The following is a 17,710-nucleotide window of genomic DNA, read 5'->3' as shown; positions in this document are numbered from 1 at the left end:
GCGTGTGGATCACTTGGTTCGACAGCGATGGAGAGCACGCCGTGCCGGGCAGACCGTGGGACAACGGTGGACCGCAGACCGCCGCCGAGCGGCGCTTCGACGAGCTGCTCAGGCCCAGCAGGGCGCCGGCTCAGCCCGCCGACGAGCCCGTGCCGGGCGAGGGAAACGGCCAGGTCGAACCCGCGGAGCGGGTGATCCGCGGCGAGTACTTCACCCGTCGGCTGATCGACTCCCTGGAGGAGGGCGGCTGGCGGTTGTTCAACCGGCGCGGCGCCCAGCCGCTGGTGATCGCGGTCGAGAACGCGCTGCTCACCGGCCGGGTCGAGCTGCGCAACGCCGACCTGCCCTACCTGCTGGAGTTCGTCGGCTGCCGGTTCGAGACGGCCCCGGACCTGCGGCAGGCCCGGCTGGCCGGGCTGGTGATGTGGAACTGCCGGTTCCCCGGGATCAACGCGCGCAACCTCTCGGTCAGCAACGACACCGTGCTCCGCCGGTGCCGGAGCATCGGCGGCATCGTGGACCTGGCCGACGCCGATCTCGGCGGCTCGCTGCTGCTCAACGACAGCGAGCTGCGCAATCCCGGGCGGCGCGCGATCTACGGCGACCGGCTCAAGGTCTCCGGCGCGCTGCTGGGCATCCGCCTGCAGGTCGCGGGCGAGATCCGCATCCCCGGCGCGCAGGTGGGCGGGAACCTGACGCTCTCCGGCGGAACCCTGCGCAACCGCGGCCGGAACGCGCTCAACGCCACCGGCATCCAGATCGGCGGCTCGCTGCGGTTCGACGTCGACCGGAACACCGACCGGGCGTTCACCGCCGCCGGCCGGCTCATGCTGCCGAGCGCGCGCATCGCCGGTGACCTGCGGCTCCGGAACGCGCTGCTCGAACCGGGCGTTCAGCCGCCGCGCCGCGGCGACTCCCAGCACGACGACCCGGCCGCCACCCTGGTCGCCGACCGCGCCGACATCCGCGGTGACATCCAGTTCGACCAGAACTTCCGCAGCGGCGGAACCCTCCGGCTGGTCAGCGCCACAGTCGGCGGCGACCTGCGGATGGCGGGCGCGCAGATCGATCTGCGCTGGCTGCGCCCGCCCGCCGCCTCGGTGGAGCAGCCGCTGCGCGCGGCGCACCTCGACGGCATGCAGATCTTCGGCAACCTCGACGCCCGCAACGTCGTCGTGCGAGGCCAGTTCCGGATGACCGACGTCACGGTCAACGGCAGCATCCAGTTCAACAACGCGAAGCTGGTTGGGCCGCGCACCGACGTCCTGCGGGCCAGCCGGGCGGTGGTGGGCAGCAACCTGGAATGCCGCGAGGCCGAGATCATCGGGTCGCTGCAGCTGCAGGGCGTGCGGGTCGGCGCGAACGTCGACCTGCGGTCGGCGCGGCTGACCAAGCCCGCCTGGCACCAGCACCGCAAGGGCTACAAGGCGTCGCTGGACCTGCGCGCGGCCCAGATCGAACGCGACCTGGTGTGCGCCGAGGGCTCGCGAACGTTCCGCGCGGAGGGCGCGGTGGAGCTGCGCTGGGCCACGATCGGCCGGCACCTCAACTTCTGGGGCTGCGAGCTCGGCGACGGCTTCTCCCCGGCGGCGCTCAACGCCTTCGGCGTGGTGGCGCAGGAGCTGACGCTGCTCCCGCACAGCGCGCCGCAGGGGCGGATCACGTTGCGGCAGGCGCGGTGCGAGCTGCTCGCCGACAACGCCGTGCTCTGGTCGGCCAGGGGAGGGCTCGACTTCGAGGACTTCGGCTACGAGAACTTCTCCGAGTCCTTCGAGCTCACCGACCAGGACCGGGTGCAGGAGCGGCTGGGCTGGCTGCGGGCCACCTCCGGCGGCGCCTACCAGCCGGGTCCGTACGACCAGATCGCCAAGGTGTTCCGCGCCAACGGCCTGGAAGAGCACGCCGTCACGGCGCTCATCGAGAAGCAGCGCCACCGCTACGCGGCGACCAGCGCCACCACCCGGCCCGGGCTGCGGTGGACGGTGCGGTTGTGGAGCCTGCTGCAGCGGATCACCGTCGGCTACGGCTACCGCCCGCTGCGGGCGCTGGCCTGGATGCTGCTGTTCGCGACCGCCGGCACGGCCTGGTTCGCCGTCCACCCGCTGATCCCGATCAACGAACAGGACCATCCGGTGTGGAACCCGCTGCTGTACACATTGGACCAAATGCTGCCGGTGGTGACCCTCGGCCAGGACGACATGTGGCAGGCCCGCGGCGCTTCGCAGTGGGTGACCGTCGTCCTCGTGGCCGTCGGCTGGACGCTGGCGACGACCGTCGCGGCGGGCATCAGCAGGGGCCTGCACCGGGAACGCTGACCGGCGGACCGGACGACGGACGCCGCAAGAGCAGGAAACCGGAGGAGAGCCAGTGAGACGATATCGGGTTGGCCGCCGCATCGCGGCGATCGGGACGGTGGCGCTGGTCGCCGCGGCGTTGCCGGTGGCGGCGAACGCCCAGCCGGAGCCCACGACGGAGGTCCGGCTGATCGCGTTCAACGACCTGCACGGCAACCTGGAGCCGCCGGCCGGTTCGTCCGGGAAGGTGACGTTGCCCGACGGCGGCACGGTCGACGCCGGTGGCGCCGCGTTCCTGGCCACCCACGTCGCCCGGCTGCGCGCCGAGAAGAGCAACTCGCTGGTGCTCTCGGCGGGCGACAACATCGGCGCGTCGCCGGTGAACTCGGCGCTGTTCCACGACGAGCCGACCGTCGAGTTCCTCAACGAGCTCGGGGTCGCCGCGGCGGTCGTCGGCAACCACGAGTTCGACGAGGGCTACGCCGAGCTCCAGCGCGTCCAGTCCGGCGGCTGCCACCCGGCCGACGGGTGCCAGTTCCGCGATTCCTACGGCGGGGCCGACTTCCCGTACCTCGGCGCGAACGTCGCCTTCGACGACGGCCGGCCCGCCCTGGCACCGTTCAGCGTCGAACGCGTCGGCGGGGTGCTGATCGGGATCATCGGCGTGACGCTGGAAGACCTGCCGGCGATGGTCACGCCCGAGGCGATCAAGGGCCTGAAGTTCGGCGACGAGGTCGAGGCCATCGACCGCACGGCGGACCTGCTGGACAGCGCCGGGGTGAAGGCCCAGGTGGTGCTGCTGCACCAGGGCGACAACACCGAGGGCGGCGGACCGGACGACTGCCGGGTGCCGCCGGGTCCAGCGACGGAAATCGCCGCCAACGCCTCGCCGAAGGTCGACCTGATCTTCACCGGGCACAGCCACCAGCAGTACAACTGCGTGGTCGACGACCCGGCGGGCAACCCGCGCACCGTGCTGCAGGGCGGCTCCTACGGCCGGCTGCTGTCGGTGGCGGACCTGAGCGTCGACCGGCGGACCAAGGACGTCGTGCGACCGGCGACGAAGGCGCACAACGAGATCGTCACCCGCGACGTGCCGCCGGACCCCGCCGCGCAGAAGCTGATCGACGAGGCCGCCGGGAAGGCCAAGCCCATCGCGAACCGCCAGGTCGGCACGATCACCGCGGATCTGCTGCGGGAGCCCGTGCCCTCCGGCGAGTCCGCGCTCGGCGACGTGCTCGCCGACGCGCAGCTGGAGGCCACCACCGGCAACGGCGCGCAGGTGGCGATCACCAACCCGGGCGGGATCAGGACGGACCTGGTGCACGCCTCCTCGCCGGAGGGCGAGGGTGACGGGGTGGTCACCTACGGAGAGGCCTACGCGGTGCAGCCCTTCGGCAACGTCATGCAGACGATGACGCTGACCGGGGCGCAGCTGAAGAACGTCCTGGAACAGCAGTGGCAGCCGAACGCGACGCGGATCCTGCAGGTCTCCTCGACGCTGCGCTACACCTACTCCGCGTCCGCGCCCGTCGGTTCGAAGGTCTCCGGCATCACCATCGCGGGCAAGCCGGTCGACCCGAACGCGCCCTACCGGGTGTCGGTGAACAACTTCCTCGCCTCCGGCGGGGACGGGTTCACCGAGTTCGCCGGGGGAACGGAAATCGCCGGTGGACCGATGGACCTCGACGCGCTCGTCGGCTACCTGGGCGCGCACGCCGGGCTGGCGCCGCCGCCGGCGGATCGCATCGCGGTCGCCCCGTAACGCGGCCCGTGGGGCCCGTGCACCGCGGGCCCCACGGAGTCGTTCAGGGACAACGCGTTTCGGCCCCCGATGTCCGAATTCTCCGGCTGCTTGGCCGGATCGTGATCTTCGCCGACCCGTCGCCGCGCGAACCGGCGCGATAATGGGCTTGATGATCATGAGCCGACCACTGGGGGTGGGCCTGTCGTGGGAACCCGATCGGATGCGCCGCGCGAAGACCTCCGCGCCGGGACGCCGTGCTGGATCGAACTGATCACCACCAACGTCGAAAAAGCCTGCGAGTTCTACTCCGGGCTGTTCGGCTGGGAGTACGAGACGCACCGCGATCCGCGGGCCGGGCTGCACGTGATCGCCCTGCAGGAGGGCTTCCCGGTGGCCAGCATCCGCGAATCCGCCGACGACCGCTCGCAGTGGCGGTTGTTCCTCGCCACCGACAACAGCTCGGCCACCGCCGCCGCTGCCGGGAAGCTGGGCGCGCAGATCATCGTGCCGCGCAGCCGGGTGCCGGAGCTGGGCGTGAAGCTGGTGCTGTCCAGCCCCGCGGACGACGAATTCGGCCTGCTGGAGCCGGACGAGGCCTGGCAGTTCGACGTCGGCCTGCCGGGCACCCTGGTGTGGGCGGAGCTGGTGACCATCAAGGCCCAGACCGCGGACCACTTCTACGGCGAGCTGTTCGGCTACAGCGCGGAGCAGTTCGGCACGGAACACCGCACCGGGTACGCGGTCTGGTACCTCGACGACGAGTCGATGCTCGCCCGCGTCAGCATGATCCGCGAGCTCATGAGCACCCAGGCCCGGCCGCACTGGCTGCTCTACCTCGGCGTCGACGAAGCCGTCGGGACCGACGACGTGGTGCACCGGGCGATCGCCCTGGGCGGCCGGGTCCGGGTCGATCCCTACGATTCGAGCCTCGGCCGCGCGGCCGTCCTGCGGGATCCGACCGGGGCGCGCTTCGCGCTCGTCGACCCCAGCCAGGCCAGCGAGTACGGCACCGCGGCCAACGACGATCCCTACGACGACTGAGACCGGGTCAGCGGTTGAGGCGCTTTCGCCCGGTGACCTTGTTGTAGACGACCAGGACGATGACGGCGCCGATGATCGAGCCGATCCAGCCGGCGGGCTGGAAGCCGCGGAAGCCGACGGTGAGCAGGCCGAACAGGAAGCCGCCGACGACCGATCCGGCGACGCCGATCACGATCGTCATCAGCAGGCCGATGTTGTCCTTGCCCGGCACCACGGCACGGGCGATGAAGCCCGCGATCAGCCCGAACACGATCCACCCGATGATCGTCCAGAACATCGCACTCACCCCATCGTCGGTGGTCCATCTCTGCCGGATCAACGCTACCGGATCGCGCAACCACGAGGCGCCGCCGCGACCGCCGACCGTCCTGTTTCGACAGTGGCGATCCGGCGCGCGCCCGGTGATTTCCCACGTCAAACGGCCATTCGCGGACGAACGTGGGGGAGGTAACAGCCCTTGTCCAGCTGTTCATCTCGCCGTCCCCGCGGCGTTGGGCGGCCGTCGCCCCGCGCAAATCCGGCCGGGTGTGAATGGGTCGGTCCTGTGGCGAGCGGCCGGTCGAATTCCCGCTTTCGCCGGTCTTCGGGCGGGTGGGCCTGGCACGATGGCTCGACTTCGTCGAAGGAGGAGCATGGACCTACCGTCGGTTCCCGCCAGCGTCACCGCCCTGATCGGCTCCGGGAAGCTGCCGCCGGAGATCGCCGCGTTCTTCACCGCTTCCGGCGGACTGGCCGAGGAAACGGGTTGGGGGCACGTCTCGTCGGCCGTGGAGGAGCTGCTGGCGGCCGGGGACGTGGCGGAGGACGTTCGAGGTGTGCTGGCGCTCGCCGGCGCGTACGGCCGCCTGGACGAGCTGGAAGACTGCGTGGACCCGGACGAGATGGACGAGGACAACGACCGGGCCGTGGAGCTGTTGCAGGCAGCCGAAGCCGGCGGCGTCGACGAGGACGAGACCGCCGAGCTGTGGTGGTACTCCGACCACCTGCGGGCGTCCGCGGACCGCATGCGCGACTACATCGAGGAGATGGAAGCCTACGTCGCCAAGCACGGGGCGACTCCGCGCGGGCGGCTGGAAGCGAAGCTGGGGCCGGCCAACGACCTCTACGCCGCCGGCGATCGCGCCGCGGCGGTCGCGTTGTTCCGCGAGGTCGCGGAAACCTCCCCCTGGGACTCCGATTTCAGCGGCTGCTCCGACCTGATCGGCGTCGGCTGGTGCCGTCTGCTGCACGACGCGGCCCACACCGACGGCCCGGAGGCGGCGCGGAAGACGTGGCAGGAAGCCAGAACCCACTTCCGGGCGGCGCGGTTTCCCCAGGAGGTGCACGCCTGGCCGTTGGTCGAGATGCTGTTGGGCACCGGAGTGCCGGACATCATCGAGGTGATCATCCGCAGGTGGATCGAGGCGGCCGAGAAGGCAGGCGAGGCGGACGTGCCGGTGACCGAGGAGCAGCAGCGCATCTTCGAGCTCGCCCTGGCCGAGATCGAGGCTGCTACCGGGACGGCCTAGCGGATCCCGTTGCAGGTCAACGGGATTGCCGCCCGGCCTGCGCGATGGCTTCCGCGGTGGTGGTGACGGCGGGGGAGGCCCACCTGCGCTGGTTCGTCACCAGGTGCAGCGGGGTTTCGGACAGTTCCGGGCCGTTCACGCGGCACAGCGATCCGTTCGCCAGCTGGTCGACGACGGCGAGGCGGGGCAGCACGGACAGGCCGAGTCCGGCGGCCACGCAGGAGCGGGCCGCTTCGATGCTGCCGAAGCGGGTGATCCGCGGCCGCGCCGCCGACGCCGCCGTGAGATCGCGCAGGAACCGGTCCGTGTAGGAACAGCCTTCCTCCAGCAGGAAGTACTGGTACGCGGCGAGGTCCTGCCAGTCGTGGTGTCCGCCGGCGGCCGGGTGCCCCGCGGCGGCGACGAGCTCGATGGCCTGCCCGCCGATCGTCCGTGCGGCGTACTCGATGGCGACGTCGTCGTCGAGCAGCAGCGCGATGTCCAGGCCGCCTTCCGGGCGCCCCAAGCCCTGCAACGCGTTCGCGGTGCTCAGTGGTTTCAGGTGCACCTGGATGTCGGGGTGCGTGGTGGCCAGCGCCGAGATCACCTGTGGAAGCAGGTACGCGCACAGCGATTCGGTGGCCCCGATGACGACCTCGCCGGCGATGGTGCCGCCGCTGCTCGCCGAATCGTGCAGCCGTCGCTCGACGTCCAGTAGATCTCGGGCGTGCGTCGCGACGCGCCGACCCGCGTCGGTCAGGCGCGCCCCCTGCGGGAGGCGGTCGAACAGCCGCACGTCGAGCTCGCCCTCCAGTGCTTTGATGTGGCTGGTGACGGTGGATTGGACGACGTGCAGCTCCGCGGCGGCGGCGGTGAAGCTTCCGGTGCGGGCCAGGGCCATGAAGGTCTGCAGGAGGCGGGTGTCCACGGGTGGGAGTCTATCGAGTTTTGAAATAGGGTCAATCGAAATCAATCGTTGGACGCGATAACTCCCTGGTGGCAGAGTTCTTGGCATGACCGATGTGCAGCGCTTCTCCGCATTCACCACCGACCCCAGCGGCGGCAACCCCGCCGGTGTCGTGCTCGACGCCCGTGAGCTCGACGACGCCACCATGCAGCGGATCGCGGCCGACGTCGGCTACTCCGAAACCGCCTTCCTCGCTCCGATCGAGGCCGCCGAGCGCCGCTACCGGCTCCGCTTCTTCAGCCCGCTGGCCGAGGTCGCGTTCTGCGGTCACGCCACGATCGCCACCGCCGTCGCGCTGGCCGAGCGCGACGGGATCGGCGACATCGTCTTCGAAACGCCCGCGGGCACCATCGGGGTGAGCACCGACGAGCGGGAATCGATCGTCGCCAGCCTCACCAGCGTGCCCGCCCACTCGCGGCCGGCGACCGCCGACGAGCTCGGCCGCGCCCTGGAGGCCCTGCGCTGGTCGGCCGACGACCTCGACCCGGCCTGGCCGTCGCACGTCGCGTTCGGCGGCAACAACCACCTCGTGCTCGCCGCGCGGTCGCGCGAGCGCCTGGCCGATCTCGACTACGACTTCGACGCGCTCGCCGACCTGATGCGCGAGTACGACTGGACCACGGTGCACCTGTTCTGGCAGGACGAGGCGGGAGTCGTGCACGCCCGCGACCCGTTCGCGATCGGTGGCGTGGTCGAGGACGCGGCGACCGGCGCCGCGGCGGCCGCCTTCGGCGGCTACCTCCGGACCCTGGGGAAGGTCTCCGAGCCGGAGCGGATCACCATCGTGCAGGGGCAGGACATGGGGCGGCGCAGCGAGCTCATCGTCGGCATCGACCCCGAGGACCCGCGGGTGACCGTCACCGGCGCCGCCGTGCCGATCGTGCAGTAGCCGCATCAGCCGCCGAGGTTGTCCGCGCATCTGGCGAGCAGGGCCGACAGGCGGTCCTGCTCACCGGCGGAGAGTCCGGCGAGCATCCGCGTCTCGGTCTCGGTGACCACGATTTCGGCCGTGCGCAAGCGCTTTCGGCCTTCGACGGTGAGCGCGACCGGCCGGGCGCGTCCGGTCGTCGCGCGCTCGGCGACCGACACCAGGCCGGCCTTGCGGAGTCCGTTGAGGACGTCCCGCAGCGACTGGCGGGTGACGAAGCAGAGTCGCGCCAGCTCCGCGGCCGGGATGTCCGGGTGGTCGGCCAGGGCGCGCAGCACCGCGTACTGCGACATGGACAGCTCGACCGGGCGGAGTCCTTCGTCGCAGGCCTGGCGGAGCAGCTGCTGGACCCGTTTGACCAGGTAACCGGGCCGGTTCTGGGTGGGGGCTTGACTCATGTCAGGAACCTTACACATACTGGTTGATGTAAGGAACCTGACACAGGGGAGTGCGCATGACCACCACGACGATCGACCCGAACGCCGACGTCGCCACGCTGATCAACACCTTCACCGTGGTGCCGGAGCGGCAGCGCGAGCTGGTGGACCTGCTGGTGCGCGCGACCGAAGAAGTCATGCAGCACCGGCCGGGATTCGTCGCGGCCAACATCCACACGAGCCTCGACGGCACCCGCGTGACGAACTACGCGCAGTGGGAGAGCGTGCAGGCGTTCCAGGAGATGCTCGCCGACCCGGTGTGCCAGGAGCACATGTCGGCGGCGCGCGAGATCGCCGACGCGGAACCGTTCCTCTACGAGGTGGCGTCGGTGCACCACAGCTAAAGCCTGTTTCCAGGCTCGTTTTGCGTGGCGGTGCGGGTGGTGGCCCCTCAGGCGTCTTCTCGCTGTGGGAGCCCCGACATCATGAATGACCAATTCACCACGTCGGGGCTGTCCTCGCTGGGAGAACCCCGCAGGGGTGGGCGCCGTGAACCCGCGGCGGTGCCGGTTGCGAGGGTGGGCTAAGCACCTTCGGCGCTTCAAAGACAATGACCTGCGCTACCACAGCCCACGCTCGGCGTATCCAGACAGCCTCTGCAGGCACCCGTGCGCTGAACTGCTTCCCGTTCGCGCCACGGGTGCCCTTCCGCCTTTGGTCAGATGCGTTCGAAGACGGCGGCGAGGCCCTGGCCGCCGCCGATGCACATCGTTTCCAGGCCGTAGCGGGCCTCGCGGCGGTGCATCTCGCGCGAGAGCGTCGCGAGGATGCGGCCGCCGGTGGCGCCCAGCGGGTGGCCCAGCGAGATCCCCGAGCCGTTGACGTTGAGCCGCTCGAAGTCGGCGGGCTTGAACTCCCACTCGCGGGTGCAGGCCAGCACCTGCGCGGCGAACGCCTCGTTGAGCTCGATCAGGTCGACATCGGCCAGCCCGATTCCGGCGCGCTGCAAGGCCTTCGCGGTCGCCGGCACCGGTCCGATGCCCATCGTGCGCGGCGGCACCCCGGCCCGCGCCCAGGACACCAGCCGCACCAGCGGCCGCAGCCCGAGCTCGGCCGCGCGCTCCGGCGTCGTCACCACGCACACCGCGGCCGCGTCGTTCTGCCCGCTGGCGTTGCCCGCGGTGACCGTCGCCTCCGGATCGGCCTTGCCCAGCACCGGCTTCAGCGCCGACAGGGTGTCCATTGTGGTCTCCGGGCGAGGGTGCTCGTCGACGTCGACCACGGTGTCGCCCTTGCGGGAGCGCACCGTCACCGGCACGATCTCGTCGGCGAAGAGCCCGGCCTGCTGCGCGGCACCGGCGCGCTGCTGCGAGCGGACCGACAGCTCGTCCTGCTCGGTGCGCGAGATTCCGTATTCGCGGCGCAGGTTTTCGGCCGTTTCGAGCATTCCGCCCGGCACCGGGAAGTTCTTGCCGCCCGCGGTCACTCGGCCGCGAGCCAGCGCGTCGTGCAGTTCCAGCCCGCTGCCGCGGATTCCCCACCGGGCCTCGGTGGTGTAGAACGGCGCGCTGCTCATGCTCTCCGCGCCGCCGGCCAGCACCACGTCGCTGACGCCGGTCTGCACCTGCATCGCGGCGTCCAGCACGGCCTGCAGGCCGGAGCCGCAGCGGCGGTCCACCTGGGTGCCGCCGACCTCGACGGGCAGGCCCGCGTCCAGCGCGGCGACGCGGCCGATCGCCGGGGCGTCGGAGTTCGGGTAGCACTGGCCGAGGATCACCTCGTCGACCGCATCGCCGGGCAGCCCGGTGCGCGCCAGCAGCGCCTCGATCACCGTCGCCGCCAGCTCTACGGCCGGCACGGTCTTGAACACCCCGCCGAACCGGCCGATCGGGGTCCGCAGCGGTTCGCAGATCACCGCTTCGCGCATCGCTTGCTCCTTCGAGTCCCGGTGGCGGCCGCTCCGCCGCCGTTTCGTTCGTAGCACAGCGCCGGGGTGTGCCGAAACGCTCGGCGATTAAGTCCGATCACGTCTTACTGATAGGTCAATTCAGTATTGGACGGTATTGGCAAGCCGTGCGATGGTGCGTCGGAGGAAACCTTGGGAGGTCGGCCATGCAGTGGGCGCAGCGGGTCAACACCGTGCGGGTGATCGGCACCGGCGTGATGGGGCGCGGCATCGCGCAGCTGGCCGCGGCCGCCGGGCTGACCGTGGAGCTCGCCGACGCCCGCCCCGAGGCCGTGTCCGCCGCGGTCGACCAGATCGGGCAGATGTTCGACAAGCTCGCCGGCAAGGGCCGGATGACCGGTGCCGACGCCGCCGCGGCGCGGAACCGGCTGCAGCCGGTCGACAGCCCGCTGGCGCCCACCGGGTGCGACCTGGTGATCGAGGCGGTCCGCGAGGACCTGCCGACCAAGCGCGAGCTGTTCGCCGAGCTGGAGAAGATCTGCCCGGCGCACACCGTGTTCGCCACCAACACCAGCTCGCTGTCGGTGACCTCGATCGCCACCGCGCTCGCCGACCCCGGCCGGCTGGCCGGCCTGCACTTCTTCAACCCCGTCCCGCTGATGCCCCTGGTCGAGGTGATCCCCGGCGCCCGGACCGCCGAGTGGATCCCGGGCGCGCTCGTCGACCTGGTGCACCGGCTGGGCCACCAGCCGGTGCGGGCCACCGACACGCCGGGCTTCCTGGTCAACCACGCCGGCCGCGGCCTGATCACCGAGGCGCTGCAGATCCTGGGCGAGGGCCTGGCCGCGCCCGCCGACGTCGACCGGATCTGCCGCGACGTGCTGGGCCTGCGGATGGGTCCGTTCGAGCTGATGGACCTCACCGCGCTGGACGTCACGCACCCGGCGACGGAGAGCATCTGGTCCGGCTACTACGGCGATCCCCGGCTGCGGCCGTCGCCGATCACCCGCTCCCGCCTGGAAGCGGGGCTGCTTGGCCGCAAGGTCGGCGAAGGCTTCTACCCCTACACCGACGGCGCGAAGCAGGAGCCGCCCGAACCGCAGGCTCCGCAGGCGGAGACGCACCCGATCTGGTCGGACAACGCGGAGCTGCTCGACGCGCTGGGCGCGGCGGGCGTGCCGGTGGAGCGTGGCGACGAGCCCTCCGAAGCCGCCGTCATCCTCCTCGCCCCGTACGGTCACAGCGCCGCGACGGCCGCGCTCTCGGCCGGGCTGCCTCCGGCGCGGGTGTGCGGCGTGGATCCGCTCAGCACGGAGAAGCGGTTCACGCTGACCGTGCACCCGGCGACCGATCCGGCGCTCGCGCGCTCGGCCTGGGCGGCGCTGGCCGCGACCGGCCGGGCGGTGACCGTCGTCCGCGACGGCGCGGGCATGATCGCGCAGCGGCTGCTGGCGTCGATCGTGAACACCAGCTGCTTCATCGCCGAACAACGCCTCGCCACGCCCGGCGATATCGACACGGCGGTGCGCCTCGCGCTCGGCTACCCGCGCGGTCCCCTGAAATGGGGACAGCACGTCGGCCCGCGCCGCGTGCTGGCGGTGCTGCGCGCCCTGCAGTCGGCCACCGGCGACCCGCGCTACCGGCCCAGCCGCTGGCTTGTCGAACGAGCCGGACTCGGCCTCGACCTCACCGAAACCGGCACCACGCCGCAAGACCTGCTCTCGTGAGCGCTCGTTCCGGCAAGTAGCTGAAGCGAACGGCCTGTTCACCTCGTAGATCGAGACAAACGGTCCGTTCACCTCGAACCTGCAGGCGGTTCCCTTGGAGGGGGCGGCCTGCCGGGGTCGTTGGAGTGAACGGCCTGTTCGCCTCGTCTAGCGGGATGAACGGTCCGTTCACCTCGAACCTGCAGGCGGTTCCCTTGGAGGGGGCGGCCTGCCGGGGTCGTTGGAGTGAACGGCCTGTTCGCCTCGTCTAGCGGGATGAACGGTCCGTTCACCTCGGAGCGGTAGACGGGCGTGTGGCCGGACAACATGAAGCGCGAGATGTAAGAGGACACTGTGGACTTTGAACTGACCGACACCCAGGTCGCCTTCCGGGAGATGGCGGCCCAGTTCGTTGACGCGGAGATCGTGCCGCACGTGCGCGAGTGGGACCGCCGCGAGGAGGTCGACCTCGGGATCGTGCGCAAGCTCGGCGAACTCGGCTTCCTCGGGCTGACGCTCCCGGAGGAGTACGGCGGAGTCGAGGCCGACATGGTCAGCTACGCGCTGGTCATCGAGGAGCTCGGCCGCGGCGATTCCTCGGTGCGCGGCATCGTCTCGGTGTCGCTGGGACTGGTGAGCAAGTCCATCGCCACCTACGGCACCGAGGAGCAGAAGCAGCGCTGGCTGCCGATGCTGACCAGCGGCGAGGGCCTGGGCTGCTTCGCGCTGACCGAGCCGGACGCCGGCTCCGACCCCGGCTCGCTGACCACCCGCGCCCGCCGCGACGGCGAAGACTGGGTGATCACTGGCCAGAAGATGTTCATCACCAACGGGACCTGGGCCAAGGTCGCGCTGCTGTTCGCGCGCACCAGCGACGACGGCGGCCGCGGCATCACCGCGTTCCTGGTGCCCACCGACTCGCCCGGCTTCACCGCGAACACCGTGCACGGCAAGCTCGGCCTGCGCGGGCAGGCCACCGCGGAGCTGGTGCTCGACGAGGTGCGGGTGCCGGATTCGGCGCGGCTCGGCGAGGTCGGCAAGGGCCTGGGCATCGCCCTGGGCGCGCTGACGAAGGGCCGGATCTCGGTCGCGGCCGGTGCGGTCGGCGTGGCGCAGGCCGCGTTGTCCGCTGCGACCCGGTACGCGGGGGAGCGCGTGCAGTTCGGCAAGCCCATCGCGGCCCGGCAGCTGGTGCAGGAACTGCTCGCCGATTCCGCCGTCGAGGTCGAGGCCGCCCGGCTGCTGACCTTGCGGGCCGCGTCGCTGGCCGAGCGCGGGGTGTCCCGCCAGGAGCTGACCACCGCGTCGTCGATGGCGAAGCTGCACGCCAGCGAAACGGCCGTGCGGGTGTCCAACAACGCGTTGCAGGTCTTCGGCGGGTACGGCTTCATCGACGAGTACCCGGTGGGCAAGTACGTCCGCGACGCGCGCGTGCTGACCCTCTACGAGGGCACCAGCCAGGTCCAGAAGCTGATCATCGGCCGCGCCCTCACCGGCGTCGACGCACTCATCTGATCCGCGTTCACGCATCTGAACGAAGGGCACCCCCGCTCGGCATCGCCGACTGGGGGTGCCCTTTTCGCATGGGTGGCAAGTCCCTGTTCCGGGGTATTGACGGTGTTTTGCCGGTATCGCTATCGTGACGCGAACTGGAAACTAAGTTTCCTGTTTCCCGCCGCCAGGATCGGGAGCCGCCACCGCGGCTCTGCTCTTCGACCGAGGAGATTTCGATGAGGTGGCAGAACTCCGCACGCGCCGTCACGATCGCCGCGGCCCTGCTGTTGACCAGCACCGCGGCCCAGGCCACAACCCAAGAGCCGGAACTGGATCCCGTTGTCACCAACGGGATTTTGTCTGTCTGCGGCAAGACGCTGTGCAACGACAGCGGAGCTCCGGTGCAGCTGCGCGGCATGAGCACGCACGGCCTGCAGTGGTACAGCCAGTGCGTCAACGACGCGTCGCTGGACGCGCTGGCCGACGACTGGCAGGCCGATGTGCTGCGGATTTCCATGTACATCCAGGAAGGCGGCTACGAGGACGACCCGGCCAAGTTCACCGAGCTGGTCGACAAGTACGTCGAGGCGGCCAGTCAGCGCGGCATGTACGCGATCATCGACTGGCACATGCTCGATCCCGGTGACCCGAACTACAACCTGGACCGCGCCAAGACGTTCTTCACCGAGATGGCCAAGCGGCACAAGGACAAGACCAACGTCCTCTACGAGATCGCCAACGAGCCCAGCGGCGTCGAGTGGTCGCAGATCAAGAGCTACGCCGAGGAGCTCATCCCGGTGATCCGCGAGCAGGACCCGGACTCGGTGGTGCTGGTCGGCACCCGCGCCTGGTCGTCGCTGGGGGTTTCGGAGGACTCCAACGAGCAGGAGATCGTCGACAACCCCGTCAACGCCGACAACATCATGTACACGTTCCACTTCTACGCGGCGTCGCACGGCCAGGAGTACCTGGACACGTTGTCGCGCGCGGCCGACAAGCTGCCGATGTTCGTCACCGAGTTCGGCACGCAGGAGGCCACCGGCGACGGCGGGAACGACTTCGACATGGCCCAGAAGTACATCGACCTGATGGCGTCGAAGAACATCAGCTGGACCAACTGGAACTACTCCGACGACTCCCGCTCCGGCGCGGTGTTCAAGGAGGGCACCTGCGAGAACGGGCCGTACCCGGGCACCGGCCAGCTCAAGCCCGCGGGCGAGTGGGTCCGCGAGCGGGTCAAGTGAGGTGATCCCGGTGCGGAAACTGCTCCGCGCGGGCACGGCGCTCGCCGCGGTGCTGGGGCTGGCGTTCACCGCGACGGATGAGCTGCGGGTGCCGGAACCGGCGCCGGCCGTGGCGGCGGACCCGCAGGTCCAGGCGCCCGTCTGGACCGCCGAAACCGACCGCGGCACTTCGGTCTTCGAGGGGATCGAGACCAAGCCCGGCAGCGTCGAGGTGGTGGCCGATCCGCAGGGCGAGCACGACGACGTGTACCGGCTGCACACCTCCGGCGTGCCCGAGGGCTCGGAGCGGGTGCGGGTGGAGTCACGCGGCCACAAGACGCCGGACGGCGGCCGGCTGCGGTTCACCGAGGGCGACACCTACTACATCGGGTGGCGTTCGATGTGGGAACCGCTGCCGACGAAGACCGGGGAATGGGTGGCGTTGTGGCAGCTCAAGGACTACGGGTCGGGTGCTGGCACGCCGCCGCTGTCGCTGCGGGCCCGCGGCGACGTGCTCGACCTGGAGTACTGCGACCCGGACATGAAGACCACGCAGCTGTGGAAGATCCCGCTGCCCAGGGACAGCTGGAACAGCTTCGTCGTCGGGGTGCACGTCTCCAGCGATCCGGGCAAGGGCTGGGTCAAGTTCTGGCACAACGGCGAAGAACAGGTCCTCAATGGACAGAATCAGTTCCCGGCGGCGACGCTGCGCGCCGACTTCGTGACCGACAAGTGGGGCGTGTACCGCTCCGACGGCATCACCGGGGAGGCCACGGCCTACCTCGCCGACGCCAAGGTCGGGAGGTCGTACGCGGACGTGGCCGGGTGACGTCCGGGCAAAAGGGGCCGTGCGTGTTTTGTGTTGCTGTAGAGCCTGTTTCCAAACTCATCTTGAGTGGCGGTGCGGGTGGCGGAACCTCAGGCGCCTTCTCGCTGTGGGATCCCCGACATCATGAATGACCAATTCACCACGTCGGGGCTGTCCTCGCGAGAAAGCACCTGAGAACCCGCGGCGGTGCAAGCTGCGAGGGTGGGCTAAGCGGCTGCGCCGCTTCAAAGACAAGACCCCGCGTTACCGTGCCTCACACCACGACAATCAAAACAGCCTCTATAGCAGCACAAACACGCACGGCCCGCTTTGATCTGGCTGCCGCACGGGTTCGATGGGAGTCCACATCGGTCGGCCGAACTCAGCCGTGCATGTGAGTGAAAGCGCTGGTGCATAGGGGTTTCTGCCGTCGGTGGCGGGGTCTTCACGCCGGAACCGAGGCGGTAGGTGGTCGGGTGGGGGTTCGCTCCCGCCGCCAGACATGAACGAACCCCCGGCTGGTGGACGCGGATTCCGCGTCACCTCCGACCTTGGTGTCAAAAGTAGGGCAGTCGATCGGGTCGCGTCAAGTATGTGACGCACATTCAAGAATGTGAATTCTGTGAAATACTTGGGAAATCCGGTCAGAAGTATGTCTACTGTGGACGCATCGTCGCATGATGAGTCGCGCGTGGTCCGATTGTCAGCGTCGGTTGAGGGCACTCGGCCGGAGTCGCCAGGGCGGATTCCGGGATCCGCTCGACCGCGTCGGCAGCAGCGGCGCAGCGCGCATGCTCGCCGGCCTCCCCGGCTACGTTCGGCGACACCTTCCGCGGCAGGACACCGGCGGTGCGGCTCCGGCCGTGGGTCCAGCCCGGCCGACCGCTTGCGCTGCGGAGCAGTTCTCGTCGACGCTCGACCAGGTAGTCCATCGGTGCCCTGAGCTGGCCTTCGCGTGGTCGTCGCCGGTTGGATAGGATTGCGCGGGAAGTGCGATCGGCAAGGCGGCGGATGAGCGTGGAAGACAACCGAGGATCCTCGGTTTCGGGGGCCCAGACCCTCGACAGGGGAATCCGGGTCCTGTGGCACCTCGCCCGACGGCCGGACGGCGAGACGCTGACCGAAATGGCGCGCTCGTTGGGGCTCAACCGCAATGCGCTGCACCGGATGCTGGAGGCGCTCACCGCGCACAACCTGGTCCGGCGGACCGAGGACAAGCGGTACCACCTGGCCTACGGTCTCGTGGAGTTGGCATCGGCGGTGGACAGTGATCTGCGCGGCTTGGCCTACCCGATCATGGCGGGGCTCGCCGACGCCGTCGATGCGACGGTGCACCTGATGGTGCCGGTCAGCGATGCCGAGGTACAAGCGGTGCTGGTGGTCGAGCCGAGGCTCGCCGCGGCGCACATCGCCTTCCGGACAGGTCAGCGCCACGCGATAGACCGCGGCTCAGGCGGTATTGCGATCTTGGCGGGCCGCCCACCCCGTGATGACGACCCGGCCGAGGTGGTGGCGGCCCGCGAGCAGGGCTACGCCGTTTCCACCGGTCACGTGATCCCAGGAGTCATCGGGGTTTCGGTGCCGGTGGAGACACCTCCGACGATGTCGGACGTCAGCATCGGTGTGTCGCTGGTCGATCCCGCTGCGGTCGAGCAGGTGGCGCCGCGGGTGGTGGAGGCAGCCCGCGAGGTGAGCGCGCAGCTGTTCGCCTCACGCTCGCGGGTGCGCTGAC

The 17,710-nt window shown here is 70.2% G+C and carries 15 protein-coding genes; 11 read left to right on the top strand and 4 right to left on the bottom strand.

Features of this window, described 5'->3' with window-relative positions; all coding sequences use genetic code 11:
* The first annotated feature begins 41 nt into the window (after positions 1-41).
* From E1288_RS14085 to E1288_RS14075, 3 genes are all read left to right on the top strand, one after another.
* A complete protein-coding gene (locus E1288_RS14085; RefSeq protein ID WP_132485080.1) occupies positions 42-2,315 on the top strand; it encodes an oxidoreductase in 2,274 nt (757 codons plus the stop codon).
* 52 nt (positions 2,316-2,367) lie between these two features.
* Positions 2,368-4,059: a bifunctional metallophosphatase/5'-nucleotidase gene (locus tag E1288_RS14080; RefSeq protein ID WP_132485078.1), complete on the top strand. Its 1,692-nt coding sequence runs from the start codon at positions 2,368-2,370 to the stop codon at positions 4,057-4,059.
* A 186-nt stretch (positions 4,060-4,245) separates the two neighbouring features.
* Positions 4,246-5,082, top strand: a complete 837-nt coding sequence (locus tag E1288_RS14075; RefSeq protein ID WP_132485076.1) for a VOC family protein — start codon at positions 4,246-4,248, stop codon at positions 5,080-5,082.
* Positions 5,083-5,089: 7 nt separating this feature from the next.
* Here E1288_RS14075 and E1288_RS14070 read toward each other — a convergent pair whose 3' ends face one another.
* Complete coding sequence (locus tag E1288_RS14070; protein ID WP_132485074.1) at positions 5,090-5,359, bottom strand: GlsB/YeaQ/YmgE family stress response membrane protein; 270 nt, start codon at positions 5,357-5,359, stop codon at positions 5,090-5,092.
* A gap of 355 nt (positions 5,360-5,714) precedes the next feature.
* Between E1288_RS14070 and E1288_RS14065 the strand changes: the two genes are divergently transcribed.
* Entirely contained in the window at positions 5,715-6,590 is an 876-nt protein-coding gene (locus E1288_RS14065; RefSeq protein WP_132485072.1) for a hypothetical protein, read from the top strand.
* Positions 6,591-6,606: 16 nt separating this feature from the next.
* On the opposite strand, the gene E1288_RS14060 is transcribed toward E1288_RS14065, so the two are convergent.
* Complete coding sequence (locus E1288_RS14060) at positions 6,607-7,497, bottom strand: LysR family transcriptional regulator (protein WP_132485070.1); 891 nt, start codon at positions 7,495-7,497, stop codon at positions 6,607-6,609.
* 85 nt (positions 7,498-7,582) lie between these two features.
* Between E1288_RS14060 and E1288_RS14055 the strand changes: the two genes are divergently transcribed.
* A complete protein-coding gene (locus E1288_RS14055) occupies positions 7,583-8,425 on the top strand; it encodes a PhzF family phenazine biosynthesis isomerase (protein WP_132485068.1) in 843 nt (280 codons plus the stop codon).
* A 5-nt stretch (positions 8,426-8,430) separates the two neighbouring features.
* Here the strand turns inward: E1288_RS14055 and E1288_RS14050 are convergent, their stop codons facing one another.
* Positions 8,431-8,862 (bottom strand): MarR family winged helix-turn-helix transcriptional regulator, encoded by a 432-nt coding sequence (locus E1288_RS14050; RefSeq protein WP_132485066.1) that lies wholly within the window; start codon positions 8,860-8,862, stop codon positions 8,431-8,433.
* A gap of 56 nt (positions 8,863-8,918) precedes the next feature.
* On the opposite strand from E1288_RS14050, the gene E1288_RS14045 reads away from it, so the two are divergent.
* Positions 8,919-9,245 (top strand): antibiotic biosynthesis monooxygenase family protein, encoded by a 327-nt coding sequence (locus tag E1288_RS14045; RefSeq protein ID WP_132485064.1) that lies wholly within the window; start codon positions 8,919-8,921, stop codon positions 9,243-9,245.
* A 314-nt stretch (positions 9,246-9,559) separates the two neighbouring features.
* On the opposite strand, the gene E1288_RS14040 is transcribed toward E1288_RS14045, so the two are convergent.
* Positions 9,560-10,768, bottom strand: a complete 1,209-nt coding sequence (locus E1288_RS14040) for an acetyl-CoA C-acetyltransferase (RefSeq protein ID WP_132485062.1) — start codon at positions 10,766-10,768, stop codon at positions 9,560-9,562.
* A gap of 185 nt (positions 10,769-10,953) precedes the next feature.
* Here E1288_RS14040 and E1288_RS14035 point away from each other — a divergent pair, with 185 nt between their 5' ends.
* From E1288_RS14035 to E1288_RS14015, 5 genes are all read left to right on the top strand, one after another.
* Positions 10,954-12,474, top strand: a complete 1,521-nt coding sequence (locus E1288_RS14035) for a 3-hydroxyacyl-CoA dehydrogenase (RefSeq protein WP_132485060.1) — start codon at positions 10,954-10,956, stop codon at positions 12,472-12,474.
* A gap of 333 nt (positions 12,475-12,807) precedes the next feature.
* On the top strand, positions 12,808-13,968 hold the full coding sequence (locus tag E1288_RS14030; RefSeq protein ID WP_132485058.1) for an acyl-CoA dehydrogenase family protein: 1,161 nt from the start codon (positions 12,808-12,810) through the stop codon (positions 13,966-13,968).
* A 215-nt stretch (positions 13,969-14,183) separates the two neighbouring features.
* Positions 14,184-15,191 (top strand): glycoside hydrolase family 5 protein, encoded by a 1,008-nt coding sequence (locus tag E1288_RS14025; RefSeq protein ID WP_132485056.1) that lies wholly within the window; start codon positions 14,184-14,186, stop codon positions 15,189-15,191.
* A 10-nt stretch (positions 15,192-15,201) separates the two neighbouring features.
* A complete protein-coding gene (locus tag E1288_RS14020) occupies positions 15,202-15,999 on the top strand; it encodes a heparin lyase I family protein (protein WP_165968106.1) in 798 nt (265 codons plus the stop codon).
* A gap of 990 nt (positions 16,000-16,989) precedes the next feature.
* Positions 16,990-17,709: an IclR family transcriptional regulator gene (locus E1288_RS14015; protein WP_132485052.1), complete on the top strand. Its 720-nt coding sequence runs from the start codon at positions 16,990-16,992 to the stop codon at positions 17,707-17,709.
* The last annotated feature ends 1 nt before the right edge of the window (position 17,710 follow it).

The sequence above is a fragment of the Saccharopolyspora elongata genome, from assembly GCF_004348985.1.
Taxonomy (GTDB): Bacteria; Actinomycetota; Actinomycetes; order Mycobacteriales; family Pseudonocardiaceae; genus Saccharopolyspora; species Saccharopolyspora elongata.
The sequence above is the reverse complement of the archived record's forward strand: the minus strand, read 5'-3'. Positions and strand labels throughout refer to the sequence as shown.

Excerpts from the sequence above, each read along its gene's own strand:
- E1288_RS14065 (WP_132485072.1), top strand. The coding sequence starts at position 5,715 with ATGGACCTACCGTCGGTTCCCGCCAGCGTCACCGCCCTGATCGGCTCC.
- E1288_RS14045 (WP_132485064.1), top strand. The coding sequence starts at position 8,919 with ATGACCACCACGACGATCGACCCGAACGCCGACGTCGCCACGCTGATC.
- E1288_RS14070 (WP_132485074.1), bottom strand. The coding sequence starts at position 5,359 with ATGTTCTGGACGATCATCGGGTGGATCGTGTTCGGGCTGATCGCGGGC.
- E1288_RS14015 (WP_132485052.1), top strand. The coding sequence starts at position 16,990 with ATGAGCGTGGAAGACAACCGAGGATCCTCGGTTTCGGGGGCCCAGACC.
- E1288_RS14035 (WP_132485060.1), top strand. The coding sequence starts at position 10,954 with ATGCAGTGGGCGCAGCGGGTCAACACCGTGCGGGTGATCGGCACCGGC.
- E1288_RS14025 (WP_132485056.1), top strand. The coding sequence starts at position 14,184 with ATGAGGTGGCAGAACTCCGCACGCGCCGTCACGATCGCCGCGGCCCTG.
- E1288_RS14040 (WP_132485062.1), bottom strand. The coding sequence starts at position 10,768 with ATGCGCGAAGCGGTGATCTGCGAACCGCTGCGGACCCCGATCGGCCGG.
- E1288_RS14050 (WP_132485066.1), bottom strand. The coding sequence starts at position 8,862 with ATGAGTCAAGCCCCCACCCAGAACCGGCCCGGTTACCTGGTCAAACGG.
- E1288_RS14055 (WP_132485068.1), top strand. The coding sequence starts at position 7,583 with ATGACCGATGTGCAGCGCTTCTCCGCATTCACCACCGACCCCAGCGGC.